This window comes from Bacillus vallismortis (assembly GCF_040784915.1).
Lineage (GTDB): Bacteria > Bacillota > Bacilli > Bacillales > Bacillaceae > Bacillus > Bacillus subtilis_G.
Genome location: NZ_CP160797.1, coordinates 2997157 through 3010530 on the forward strand (window position 1 = coordinate 2997157; position 13374 = coordinate 3010530).

At 40.6% G+C, this 13374-nt stretch carries 11 protein-coding genes; 5 read left to right on the top strand and 6 right to left on the bottom strand.

The genetic code is table 11. The annotated features are described in order from the left end of the window. Positions 1-3: 3 nt before the first annotated feature. Positions 4-1149: a cysteine desulfurase family protein gene (locus ABZM97_RS14780; protein ID WP_087992451.1), complete on the bottom strand. Its 1146-nt coding sequence runs from the start codon at positions 1147-1149 to the stop codon at positions 4-6. Positions 1150-1350: 201 nt separating this feature from the next. On the opposite strand from ABZM97_RS14780, the gene brnQ reads away from it, so the two are divergent. After that, positions 1351-2685: a branched-chain amino acid transport system II carrier protein gene (brnQ, locus tag ABZM97_RS14785; protein ID WP_087992452.1), complete on the top strand. Its 1335-nt coding sequence runs from the start codon at positions 1351-1353 to the stop codon at positions 2683-2685. A 99-nt stretch (positions 2686-2784) separates the two neighbouring features. On the opposite strand, the gene ezrA is transcribed toward brnQ, so the two are convergent. Next, positions 2785-4488, bottom strand: a complete 1704-nt coding sequence (ezrA, locus tag ABZM97_RS14790) for a septation ring formation regulator EzrA (protein WP_087992453.1) — start codon at positions 4486-4488, stop codon at positions 2785-2787. Between the two features lie 196 nt (positions 4489-4684). Here ezrA and hisJ point away from each other — a divergent pair, with 196 nt between their 5' ends. Next, positions 4685-5494 (top strand): histidinol-phosphatase HisJ, encoded by an 810-nt coding sequence (hisJ, locus tag ABZM97_RS14795; protein ID WP_202326912.1) that lies wholly within the window; start codon positions 4685-4687, stop codon positions 5492-5494. Here hisJ and refZ read toward each other — a convergent pair. Next, positions 5487-6110, bottom strand: a complete 624-nt coding sequence (gene refZ / locus ABZM97_RS14800) for a transcriptional regulator RefZ (protein ID WP_003223478.1) — start codon at positions 6108-6110, stop codon at positions 5487-5489. The genes hisJ and refZ overlap by 8 nt on opposite strands. A gap of 126 nt (positions 6111-6236) precedes the next feature. Here refZ and ABZM97_RS14805 point away from each other — a divergent pair, with 126 nt between their 5' ends. Beyond that, positions 6237-6728 (top strand): GAF domain-containing protein, encoded by a 492-nt coding sequence (locus ABZM97_RS14805; protein ID WP_087992455.1) that lies wholly within the window; start codon positions 6237-6239, stop codon positions 6726-6728. Between the two features lie 37 nt (positions 6729-6765). Here the strand turns inward: ABZM97_RS14805 and ABZM97_RS14810 are convergent, their stop codons facing one another. Continuing rightward, a complete protein-coding gene (locus tag ABZM97_RS14810) occupies positions 6766-8508 on the bottom strand; it encodes a diguanylate cyclase (RefSeq protein WP_087992456.1) in 1743 nt (580 codons plus the stop codon). A gap of 294 nt (positions 8509-8802) precedes the next feature. Between ABZM97_RS14810 and rpsD the strand changes: the two genes are divergently transcribed. Continuing rightward, entirely contained in the window at positions 8803-9405 is a 603-nt protein-coding gene (rpsD, locus tag ABZM97_RS14815; RefSeq protein WP_087992458.1) for a 30S ribosomal protein S4, read from the top strand. Between the two features lie 581 nt (positions 9406-9986). Here the strand turns inward: rpsD and ABZM97_RS14820 are convergent. Both ABZM97_RS14820 and ABZM97_RS14825 read right to left on the bottom strand, forming a co-directional pair. Then, positions 9987-10139, bottom strand: a complete 153-nt coding sequence (locus ABZM97_RS14820; protein ID WP_014479495.1) for a PhrK family phosphatase-inhibitory pheromone — start codon at positions 10137-10139, stop codon at positions 9987-9989. Next, positions 10136-11251 carry a tetratricopeptide repeat protein gene (locus ABZM97_RS14825; RefSeq protein WP_367386915.1) on the bottom strand — a complete coding sequence of 372 codons (1116 nt, stop codon included), beginning with the start codon at positions 11249-11251 and terminating at the stop codon, positions 10136-10138. The genes ABZM97_RS14820 and ABZM97_RS14825 overlap by 4 nt, the downstream gene beginning before the upstream one ends. 347 nt (positions 11252-11598) lie before the next feature. On the opposite strand from ABZM97_RS14825, the gene ABZM97_RS14830 reads away from it, so the two are divergent. Continuing rightward, the gene (locus tag ABZM97_RS14830) at positions 11599-13374 is read left to right on the top strand and encodes a T7SS effector LXG polymorphic toxin (protein WP_367386916.1); all 1776 of its coding nucleotides are present in this window, start codon (positions 11599-11601) and stop codon (positions 13372-13374) included.

A 13374-nucleotide genomic window follows, 5' to 3' on the forward strand; every position in this document is an offset into this window, starting at 1 on the left:
GTTCTACCTCATCATTTTCTTTAATTTTTTGATGCCGGGACGAAGCGCGTTCATAAACGGTTCTGCCACATCGCTTGTCTGGCTGTAGTTTAAGCTGATTCTGATGCTGCTTCCGGCAATTTGCTCTCCCTTGCCCATCTGTAAGAGAACTTTGCTGGGCTTATGTTCTTTTGCTGAGCAGGCCGATGTTGTTGAGACGAATATATCCTGTTCCTCGAGCATGTGTAAAAGCACCTCTGCTTTAATCCCAGGAACCGAGAAATTAATAATGTGCGGCGCACTATCTATTTGCGGCGTGTTGACAACGACGCCTTCAGTTTCACTCAGCTTTTTCATCAACCATTCTTTTGCGGCAGCCATCGTGTCAAGCCGCGTTTCAAAATCGGCAGCCGCAAGATTAATGGCTTTGGCAAGCGAAACCGCACCCGCAATATGTTCCGTCCCGGCCCGAATGCCTTTTTGCTGAGAGCCACCCGTTATCAACGGAATAAGGCGTGTCCCTTCTTTTACGATAAGCGCGCCTGTCCCCTTCAGGCCGTGAAATTTATGCCCGGAAATCGAACAAAGATCAATGCCGGCCTTTTCAATAGCCAAAGGCACTTTATAGATGCCCTGCACATAATCGACGTGGAACAAAATGTTCGGGTGCTCTTTCAGCACTTCCCCCGCCTTTTCAATCGGCTGCACGGAACCGACTTCATTGTTCACATGCATCATGCTGACAAGCACGGTATCCGGGCGGATGGCTTGTTTCAGTTCTTCAATTGAAACAAATCCGTCTTCATTCACCGAAAGATAAGTGACGTCAAATCCGAATAACTCTGTCAGCTGTTCTAACGATTCCGCCACAGACGGATGCTCGATAGAAGTGGCAATGATATGTTTGCCTGCTTTTATTTTTGACAAAGCGGCTCCTTTTAAAGCCAAATTATTAGCTTCTGTAGCGCCTGACGCAAATACAATATCATAATTCTTTAGACCTAAGGCCCTTTTTATCTGATGTTTAGCTGCCTGAAGCAGCTGTTCCGTTTCAGCTCCATACCGGTGCAAAGATGAAGGATTTCCAAAATATCGTCTGCTTGTTTGTTCATATGTATTCAAGACTTCATCGTAAGGTTTAGTCGTTGAACTATTGTCTAAATATAACATCTTTTTACTCCTTTAATATGAAAGCGATACAAAACTAATTTTATATGTTACCATAACAAATTAGTGCTGAAAAAGTAAATAAAATTACTATTGACTTCTTCATACATTCACCTATAATTAAATTTGTTACTTTCGTCATATTATCTGACAATTAATTGACAGAATATTCTACCATAGTGAAATTAGGAGGATTTATACGTTATGAAATCAACACTATCAGCCAAGGAAACGATCGCCATCGGGCTTATGCTCTTCGCTTTGTTCTTTGGCGCAGGAAATATGATATTTCCGCCGGAACTTGGACAAGCGGCCGGCGAAAATGTTTGGAAAGCGATGGCAGGATTTCTCGTGACGGGTGTCGGCCTGCCGCTTTTAGGTGTTGTCGCTGTTGCATTAACAGGTACGGATGCCAAAGGCCTTGCTGATAAAGCACATCCGGTCTTTGGAACTATTTTTACAGTTGTTCTTTATTTAACAATTGGACCGCTTTTTGCGATTCCGCGAACAGGCACTGTTTCTTATGAAATTGCGGCTGTGCCTTTTGTAGACGGCATGCCGTCATGGCTCACACTTCTTCTGTTTACGCTCATTTTCTTTGCTATTACGTACTACCTAGCTTTAAACCCTACAAAGCTTGTTGACCGGATCGGAAAGGTATTAACACCTATTTTACTTGCTGTTATCGCTATTTTAGTCATCAAAAGCATCGTGACGCCGATGGGGGACATTCAGTCACCGCATGAAGCGTATGTTTCCGGATCATTGTTTAAAGGATTTTTAGAAGGCTATAAAACAATGGATGCACTTGCTTCTATCGTGTTCGGAATTGTCGTTGTTAATGCCGTTAAGGACAGAGGCATCACCAATCGTAAATCAGTTGCTTCCGTATGTATTAAAGCGGGACTTGTTGCAGCAGCAGGACTCGGTCTTGTTTACGTTTCACTCGCATATTTAGGGGCAACAAGCACAGAATCTATCGGTCTGCTTGGTGCGGGAAGCAAAATTTTATCAGCATCATCGCAGCACCTGTTCGGGTCTTTGGGAAATATCATTTTAGGTGTCGCTATCCTATTCGCGTGCTTGACAACAAGCATCGGCCTTGTCTCTTCATGCGGAAATTATTTCTCAAAGCTGATTCCTTCTTTATCTTATAAAACAGTTGTATCAATTGTCACTGTGTTCAGCTTTATTATTTCTAACTTTGGGCTGTCAAATATCATTTTATTCTCAGTTCCTATTTTATCAGCTATTTATCCATTAGCAATTGTTATCATTTTGCTTTCGTTTATTGAAAAATTATTTAAAGGCAGACGTGAAGTATATACTCTTTGTTTAATCGCCACTGGTATTTTCAGTATTATCGACGGCCTGAATGCCGCAAGCATTCCGCTTGGTTCTTTAAATAAAGTTCTCAGCAATACGCTGCCGCTTTACAGCTTAGGATTCGGCTGGGTCATCCCTGCTATCATTGGAGGCATTGCCGGTTATCTCATTTCTCTTATCAGTTCGAATAAAAAACCAGCTGATATCAACTAGTGAAAACGAAAAGCCTTTTTGGATCTAAATCCAAAAAGGCTTTTTTATATTCTCAATACAAAAGGCCAAGCACTTATGCTTCGGCCTTTTGTATACACTTTATTGATATTGATGCTCTTTAATCTTTTGTGATTCTATTTTTTGAACAGCACCCGGAGCCGCTTTTTCAACCGCGGATGCTGCAATTTCATACGCTTCACTGTAATCAAATTCATAAAAACGTCTTTCCGCTTCTTTCAGCTGTTCAGATAAAATATGATTCTGGCTTCTGAACCGGTTTCCAAACTGAATGATTTTTTCAATGAGGATGACCTGCTCGACAAGTTCCTCTGATTCCCGGCTTGCCCTGTTGACGATCTCTTCTGCTTGCTTCAAATGGGCTCCGGCTTCTTCCATATTTAATGGAAGATCGTTTAGTTGGTTGACTGTTTCTTGAATGTGATGATGCGCGTTTTCCAGCATTTCTTGAATATGACTCGGAATGCCTGGAATATTGCTTGTCTTCAGCAGTCTTGCTGTCTCAGAAATTGTTTTTTTCAAATTGCTGAGCGTCTCTCTCGCTTGAAGCTCTTCTTTTCTCAGCGCTTGCAGCTTTTCACGGTATTCAGCATGCTCTTTTTTCACTTCTTCAATCTGCTTCTCTATTGAAGCAACTTCTTCTACTAAGAGTGAGTAGGCGACATGCTCTGCATCGAGCTTATCTTTAACCGAGGAGAGCAGCTTGCCAATTTCATCAAGGCGCTTTTCAAAAGCCTGCTGTTTGCCGAGCTCGCCGGCTGTCAGTCTGTAGCTTTCCTTCACCAGCTCAGTTTCCGCCTTTGTATGCTCTTCATCCTCTTTCAGCTTGTCATAAGCAATGATCAATTCAGGCATTTTGCTTAGCACAGATTGGCCGGCATCGACTTCACCTTCCAGCTGCTGGTACACAGATTGAATATTTTCGTCTATGAGCTGCAGGATCGCGGACGCTTCATCGATATCCAGCTCAGTCATCAAGACATGCTCCGCCCGTTTCAACTGATTTGACAGATTTTCTAATTCCTTATCAAGCTGGATATGCTCAAGCTTATACCCTTTCTCTTTCATTTCGCGATAGCCGTCCTTGAGCTTTGCAATCTGGCCGGGCACCGTCTGCTTGCAGTCAGCCAGCAGCTTCGGCACGTCATCTATATATGACTGAAGCCGTTCAAGATTGCGGTCCTGCTCAAGCAGCACTTTTCGTGCGGTAATATAGTTTCCGCCTTCTGTTTCTTCTTCATATTGTTTGATTCCGCTCCAAATTTCGTCAAGATCCTTTTCAAGACTGTCATAAAGCTCCCCGTAAAGGTGGCTGTAAGCCAACAGGTTTTTTCGCGATTTTGAATAGCGCTCTCTCACCTGTTCAATCTCTTCGCGGCTCTTTTCCTCACTTGTGACAAGGTCGCTGATTTCCCGCAGAATCTTTTCAATATTTGATTCCGCCGCGGTAAGCAGGTCGTCGATATGAACGAGCACTTGATTGGCCTTTTTAAATCGGTATTTGTCTGCATTTTCCTCAGCATCATAAAGGAGCTCTTCAACTTTCGGCATGTGAGCTGTGACAATCTCATCCCATTCTTCACGCCACTTTTCAAAGAACTCTTCTGTCTGACCCGTCATTTTTAAATGTTTAATTTTGGACATTTCTTCCACAATCGACCGGTTCAGAATTTCAATCTTCCACGATTCCAGCCGGTCAATATCAGCGTAGATTTTTTTCCTGAAAAAGTAGCCTGCCGCAAACAGGGCAAGCAGTACAATTAATAATCCAATGACAAACTCCATAATGAGCCCCCTTGCTGTTAACCTTAATCTGTCAGGGTGTTTTATTTATTCAGAAAGATTTCAGGATATGTATTGAGAAAAACTGTCGTTTTCATTGTTATTATGATACCATGTAACCAACATTTTTTGACCAGAATTCAAAAACTTTTTGTGCAAAATCGGCAGGATTTTACTATTTTTTCACGGGGTGACGCCAATGCAAAAGCGAGACGGGCATATTCACACACCATTTTGCCCTCACGGCTCAAACAACACACTCAGACAATATGCAGAAGAAGCCTTAAAAAAAGGCTTTGAATCGATTACTTTTACCGAACACGCCCCATTGCCGCCCTCTTTTACTGATCCGACGCCGCAGAAAGACAGCGCGATGGCGCAAGCCTCTTTGGAACGCTACATCGATGACATTTCCGGATTAAAAAAAGAATATCGCGGGCAGCTTGCCATACATACGGGGCTTGAGGTCGATTATATTGCTGAATTTGAAGATGAAATTAAATTATTACTGGACACATACGGGCCATATTTAGATGACAGCATCATATCCGTTCATTTTTTGCGCGCAGGTTCTTCCTATCTGTGCCTTGATTATGATGAGCATACCTTTAAAGAGCTGATTTCAGCCTGCGGAAGCATCGAAGCAGTATACGAGCGGTATTACCGCAGCATCTATTCTTCCATTGTATCATCTCTTGGCAGCTATAAGCCAAAAAGAGTCGGTCACATCACACTCGTCCAAAAATTCATCAAGCTGTTTCCGTACAGCATGTCTGAACATATTCGCGGAATCGTTTTTCAGTGTCTGGATGCCATTGCAGAAAACGGAATGGAGCTCGACTTCAATACTTCCGGCTTAAGAAAAACGTACGCAGGAGGCATTTATCTCGAGGATTGGATGATGAATGAAGCGAAGCAAAAGAAGATCCCGCTTGTGTTCGGGTCTGATGCCCATCAAGCGGGAGATGTCGGATACGCATATGAGGCGTTTGCGGAGCAGGCTAATTGATAAGCGCCACGTCCCCTGTCCGGAAGACGCTTCTGATCCAAATCTTGATTTCTTCAAAATACATTTTATAAAAGTACGGCTCGTGCGGCTGCATGTAGAGCACTTCTGAAATATATTGAGGCTGGAGATAGGGCATCATCAAGAGAGATTTTAATTGGAGAATAAAATGGGGCAGCGGCAGCGTTAAATGTTCACGCTGTTTTTCTCCTTCCTCAATGATCAGCTGGAAGATATACTTTTCCTTCATTAGATATGTCGACATAATTTCTCTGATTAACGTGGAGTCAATCGTGACTTCCCGGTAGACAAAACGAGTTAATTGACGATGATTATGCTGATAGGATAAAATATCGAAAACCAATTGAAGAAGCTGTTCTTGCGTGCTTTGAGAAGAGATATTGCCTGCCGCTGTTTCAAGCGTTTTACTGTAGCCTTCGTAAAACTCTGAAACTAAGTGTTCCATCAAACCTCCCTTGCCTTTAAAATAGTAGGAGATGTGCGCAACATTTACATCAGCTGACTTTGCGATTTCACGGACAGACGTGCCAGAAAACCCTTTTTGGTTAAAGAGCATGACAGCAGATTCAATAATTTTGTCTTTGGTGCTTACTTTCATTCGGCTCACTCCTTCCTCTTGATACAATTCAAGCAGAAGGCCGCTGTTCCTGTAAGAACTTATCGACAAATGCCGGCAGAAAAGCCGGAACTTTGTTTTATATTATAGAAAAAGTGAGGGTTTTCCATGTTCCATGTCGAAAAACAATCTGGAGATAAAGAAAAAGACTATCAGCTTCTGCTAAAACAGCTCGAAGCCATGACCGAAGACGAAACAGATCAAATCGCAAACTATGCGAATGCCTCAGCGCTTCTGTATCATTCGCTGCCTGAAGTCAACTGGGCGGGTTTCTATTTTGCCAAAGAAGAGGATGGACAGCTTGTGTTAGGACCGTTCCAAGGTCTGCCGGCATGTGTTCGGATTCCTTTCGGCAGAGGCGTTTGCGGCACAGCCTATGCAAACGGAAAAGTGGAGCGTATAGAGGATGTAAACGCGTTTCCGGGACATATCGCCTGCGATGCGGCGTCTCAATCAGAAATTGTGCTTCCGATTCATGTAGGCGGAAAAGTTGTCGGCGTCTTGGACATCGACAGCCCAGTGAAAAACCGTTTCGACGAAATCGACGAAAAGTATTTATCACAGTTTGCCGAAAAGCTTGAAAAAGCGTTAGCACAGTAATATAAAAGCCCAAAACTCATAGTGTTTTGGGCTTTTGTTATTTTATTGATTCGTGTATCATCAAGCGGTTTTTTCCGTTTCGTTTCGCGCTGTAGAGCGCTTCATCAGCCTGATGCACAAGCTCTTTCAGTGACTTTCTTGTTTTTGCCGTCCAGCAGGAGATACCGCATGAAATGGTCACCTCGGGTTTCGTATTTTTTCTGACTGCATAAACCAGTCTCTCAGTAATCCGTTTCCCCGCCGCAACCGTCACATTCGGCAAATAAATCGCCAGCTCCTCGCCTCCCCAGCGGGCGCCGACATCATGCTTTCTGATGTTGCTTTTAATAACCGAAGCGACTTGAATTAAAATCTCGTCCCCAGTCTGATGACCGTACGTATCATTTACATTCTTGAAATTATCAATATCAACAAGTATAAAAACACCCTTTTGGTGGATCTTCATACTGTATTGAATTTTTTCATCTAAATAAACCCTCGAATACAGCTCAGTCAGCTGATCTGTTTTGACGAGATGCTCAAGGCGGTCGCGGAGCATTGAGTTGGTTACAGCCAGAGTTGCGTGACGAATCAGCGCCTGAAACAGCTTGTACATTTCAAATGTAAAAGCGTACATTTCCTCTTTCAATAAAACCGCGAAACCTAGAAGCCTGTCATTCTCAATCATCGGAACAGCCATCAGCGAGCCGTAGCCGGCCTTTCCGAAAACAGACTGACCATTTCCGATGAAAACTCCTATTTCCCCTTCATACAGCTTTTCTTTCATTTCATTAAAAAATTCAGACGGCTTCGCTTCCTTAAAAAACGCTGTGCTGCCGGGGAGCAATGTCAGGTTTTCAAAATGGTCTATATGAAAGAAACCCACTTCTTCCGCCTGAAACGATTCTGCCATTCTCACAGCCAGGTCATTCATCGTATCGGCCAGTGTCAGCCGCTGATTCAGGCGGCGTGACGTTTCATTAATCAATTCCAAATTTGCGATGCTTGCTTTGGATTGCTCATAGAGCTGAGCGTTTTCAAACGCTTTTCCCGCCGCGTTTGCTATCAGCGACATTTCATCAAGATAGGCGTCATTAAGAAAACTGCCGCCCGTTCCTTCAGCCTTCAACACCCCGTACGTTCCCTGCTGTCCTTTGATCGGAATATAAGCGGCAGATTCATTTTTCCGCAAAATATCCCCGGATAAATACACTTTGAGAGCAAAGGAATCGGATTTTTCCCCTTCCATATAAAGCTCTTTTGCAGGAACACCTAAACATTGATCTTGATCGTGCGATATATAGAGAGAAAACTCAAACATAGAAAACGTGCCGGTTAAGCTTTCTAAAAGCTGCTTCAGCACTTCTGTCTGATCAAGCAGTGAATGGAACAGCTCTGTCATTTTGTATATCTTTTTTTGATAGATCGTTTTGATATAGAGTTTTTCCTGTTTCATTGACTGGTTTAAAAATGATGAAACCAAGTCGGGAAGCCCTTCAGGTATCTCTACATCCTGCCTGCATGTCAGATGATAGCGCCTGCCGCCGATGTCCTCAATCAGGTAAGATGAGGCGTTTATTTTCGAAGCGGAAAATCGAACTTCGTCATCCGCCTGTTTTGAAGCAGAACCAACGGATGGTGTCGGTGTAAGCGAAACACATAGGGATGAAAAATAAGTTTGAATAGCCGAAGTCAGCCATATGAAAGAGTCGGTGAAAGTGACTTTTTCAGATTTGGTTAATAAAAAATCGAGCATATGATAATGAAAGGCGGATAATTGTTCTTTTGTTTGTTCTACCATGTTTTTATCACCTGAAAGTTTACTACTAATTTTTGTTTATTATATCATAAACGGCGAAGCAATAATGAAGGAATGGTTGACTTCAAATCAAATAAATTATATAATGACCTTTGTGTGAAATATTGCAGCCTTTTTGTTCAGCTTCTATGTTTTCATTTTGTTCCTTATTCATAAGGTGTATCGTGTAACTCTCTGCTGCTGGAGCGAGGATACATGAAAACAAAATGTACATGGTCGAATAGAGCAGACGGTTTTTATTTTCCACAAAAATAAAACCAAAGGAGGAGTCACATTATGGCTCGCTATACAGGTCCATCTTGGAAACTGTCCCGCCGTCTAGGAATCTCTCTTAGCGGTACAGGAAAAGAATTAGAAAAACGCCCTTACGCTCCAGGTCCACACGGTCCAGGACAACGTAAAAAATTATCAGAATACGGTTTGCAATTGCAAGAAAAGCAAAAGCTTCGTCACATGTACGGTGTAAACGAACGCCAATTCCGCACTTTATTTGACAAAGCTGCTAAACTAACTGGTAAACACGGCGAAAACTTCATGATTCTTTTAGATTCTCGTCTTGATAACGTTGTGTACAAGCTAGGTTTAGCACGTACTCGCCGTCAAGCTCGCCAATTGGTTAACCATGGTCATATTCTTGTTGACGGAAGCCGCGTTGATATCCCGTCTTACCAAGTAAAACCTGGTCAAACAATCGGTGTTCGCGAAAAATCAAGTAACCTTTCTATCATCAAAGAATCTGTAGAAGTGAACAACTTCGTTCCTGAATACCTTACTTTCGACGCTGAAAAGCTTGAAGGTACATTCACTCGTCTTCCTGAGCGTTCTGAACTTGCTCCGGAAATTAACGAAGCGCTTATCGTTGAGTTCTACTCTCGTTAATTAAAATGCTCTTTAAAGAGCATTGGATTAAACCCTAGAAACGTTGTTATATCAACATTTCTAGGGTTTTTCTTTTGGATTCTGCTATGTAGAATTGTGTATTCTTCCATAATTATTTGGGGGAGGTTTGGAGGCATAAAAAATTTTGGACGGACGCTTCTCCCCTTTCATATAATAACTTTTTTATTGGTATACTCGATGGCCACATTCACAAATAAAGTGTACATGCTTGTTCCCATTCCAGTTACAAACATAATTAGTTGATTTTTTTTGACATGAAGGGCAAGTTACACCAGGTTTAATGCTAGGTTCGCCGTCATGCTGTTCATAAACCTCTAATACATCATCAAACATTTTGAGTACTCTTTTTAGTTCCTCATCAAGTTCTTTTGTATAGCCTAAGTGCTTATCTAATAAAAAAAAGCCCATTATAGGGCTGCTCTTTAGAGATCTGCTTTTTTACGCTGACGGGGTCTGATAATAAGATACAACTCCTATTATTGCTAACACGATGAATACGGCTAGGATGCTCCATAACGTTATTTTAACGCCTTTTGTCATCTTATGCCCCTCACTTTTTATTAAGTTCCAACCGGTCTCTCTGCAATTTGGATATCAGTTCCGACTGGTTTTTCACTAAATTGAATGTCTGACTGAGTAAACAAACTAGCGCCAGCAGCTAACCCACTTAAGATAATAGCTGTAACAGACACACGAAGTATTAATCTTTTCATCCTATTCCCTCCAACTGCCTCATTTTCTTTTCGGCTAAAATAGCTCGCTTAGAGAATTCAAGAGCATCCTTATAACATTCTTTCTCCTCGCAGTACTGAGAGATAATCAAAGAAAGATCAAGAACACTGTCTAAGTCATTCTTTTCTTGAAGGAAATGAATGTAACTCCAACATTGCTCAATGGTTTCGTTTTGATTATCTTGAAGAAGTGCATAAATGATGTTTATTTTAGCCTCATACACTTTATTCTCTTTCTGGGTTAAATTTTCCTGTCCTTTTTTGTAATAATATACAGCTTTATCTTTTTGATCCATGAGAAATAGCTCTTTGGTAGCCATGTAAAGAGAGTTAATGTAATAAACTGATTGTCGCCACTCTTTATTTCTTATGGCTTTTCTCAGCGCGTTGAGACAGTCTTGGGATCTGTTTGCTGCTGAATATGTAATACTTAAATTGTGATGGATTTGCGCTTCGAAAAATTTATCATTAAGCTCTTTCGAAATTCTAATGGCTTGGAAATAGGCTTCTTCAGCTTTATCAAATTGTCCAAGATCTGTATAGTTAGTTCCGACAACCATCAATGCTGTTGCGTACTTCCTTTTGTAATTTTCATTCCCTTTATAAATGTTGAGTGCGTTGTTTATATAATTTAATGAAACAATACTTTGCCGGAGCATCATGTACATTGATGCCACTTTAGAATAAAACTCAGCGACTTCAATTTCATCAGGAATAATCGATAACTTTTTCTCAGCAATTTTAAATAAGCTTATGGCATTCTCAAAGTTTCGATTGTAGGATTCGTATAACGCTTCAAACAAAAAGAAGTAGTACTCTATCATGTTATCTGTTTTTTGAATTTCTCTCGCAGGTCTTTTGTTGAAGTATGAATGCTTTGGAAAGTCTGTTCCTTTTACTTGATACATCATCATTTTATGTCTCTCTTCAAGTAGAGAATAATACATTAATACTTCCTGATCTTCTTCCATGTCATCAAATAAAGATCTGACTTCTTTTAAATATTTTTCAGCAGCCTCAACATTCTGCTGTTTTATGGCCATATACCATTCATTTAAGAAATTAGCAACATATTCAGAAGCAAGTTTACTCATAATAAACCCCTCTTTCTGTCAAAATTCTAAATTATCAAACAAATGTTAACACAACTTTAACATTAAATGTAATATATAGAAAAAATTTTCGACATAGCGCAATTCTGCTTTCGTGATGACGCAATTAAACTCAAGGGATAATTTGCCTAATTTTCAGGGTGTGTAAGAATGGATTGCCTAGGTCTTGTATATCAATTATAAGGAAATATTCTTTTTCGAACAACGGATTGAGTAAAAATAACTATTTCCTTTGGGGCATTTCTGGCATTTGGCCGATCTTAAAGCCGTTAATCCTCCTAAACTATGGTAAAATTTTGAGTATTGAGTGTCAGAAAAAGGAGAATGGTATGAAGGTATTTGAAGCAAAGTCATTACTTTCTGAAGCGGATAAACGTGCAAAAGAGTACAAGGAACTAAGGTCACAAATGGTGAAGCTCAGAAAAGCATTTAAAGCTGTGGCCGACCTAGATGACAGCGAGTTTTCCGGTAAGGGCGCAGACAACATTAAAGCATTTTATCATGACCATGTCGGTGTTACAGATCAATGGATTGATCTTATAGACATGAAAATTGCTTTCCTTACAAGTATCTCTGGAGTTGTAGAGGAAGCTAGCTTATCAGATGCATACGTCGAGGAGTCTTTTTTAGAGCATGAACTTGCAAACGCATATAAAAAATCAAAGGCTATTATGTCCGAACAGAAGAAAGCAATGAAGGACATTCTGAACGATATTGACGATATCCTACCACTTGATTTATTTTCAACAGAAAACTTTAAAGATGAACTTGCCAGTGCAGATAAGAAACGTGAAAAAACAATTGATAAAATTGGGGAAGTAGATGATGATTTAACAACTGAATATGCACTAACAGAGCCTAACGAACAATTCATTCAGCAAGATTTTAAAAAGCTACAGGAATCAACAGGCAAAGGGAAGAACGCCACTCCGATTCACTATAACGCCAAAGCGTATAGAGAAAGTGACATACATAAGAAAAAAGGCGATATTGAAAAACGTACTGAAGCTTATTTGACGATTAAGAAGAAGGAAGAAAAAGAACGTGAAATCGAGAAGCTGAAAGAAAGACTAAAGAATTACGATTATGCAGATGCCGATGAATTCTATTCAATGGCCAAAACAATTGGGTATGAAAATCTGACAGCAGAACAACAAAGGTATTTCACACAGATTGAAAACACACGTGAGCTAATGGCTGGAGCCAAAGGTACTGTTACAGCTCTTTATGATATGACAGCTGAAACATTAGACTATATGGCACACAACCATCCTGTCGACATGCTTATTAATTCTGCAGTTGCAGTTTATCACTATGATTCCACGTTTAATTCAATTAAAGATGCAATAATAACCTCCTATGTTAGAGACGTAAAGAACGGAGACGCAGAATCAACGGCTCATTGGATTACATGTGCAGCAGTCAACATCTTTGCTTTAAAAGGTGCTGGTTCAGTTGCAAAAATAGGAGTGAAAACAGCTGGAAAAGCTGCAGTCAAAAAAGTGTCTAAAAAGCTTGATGAAACTCCTGATCCGCTAACAGCAATTAAACCGTTTGTCATGCGAGAAGATGTTGTGGTAGCAGGTGGCATGCCTTATAATGTCATCAATGATGTGAGCGCAAAAGACAGGCTGCTTCAGCTTGCTAAAAAATTAGATGAAACAAGAAAGCCATTTACAGGTAAGGAAATAAATCTCCCTTGGTTAAATAAAGAAAAGTATGGTGCCTTTGAGGTTAAAGGGAAGGTAAAAGCTTCAGGTAAAACTAAAGATGTGAGTCGTAGAGTATACACATTGAAAGATATTGATATAAACAGAGTTGATGCTGAAAGTGGAAAAACAAATTTACAACTTATGAAAAAAGGTGATGCACCTTTTGCTAATGATGGTACAAAGATCAACTTACATCATTTAATTCAAGAAGAGCCAGGAACAATGGTAGAAATTCCGGCTTCAGTACATCAAAATAATAAAAAAGTTCTTCATGGATTGAAAAAAGGTGGAGAAAGCTTTAGAAATGACAAAGAGCTGCGAAATCAGTATAAAAGCTTCCAACGAAGATATTGGAAATGGAGAGCGAGCCAATTTGAGAAAGGAGAGATGTAA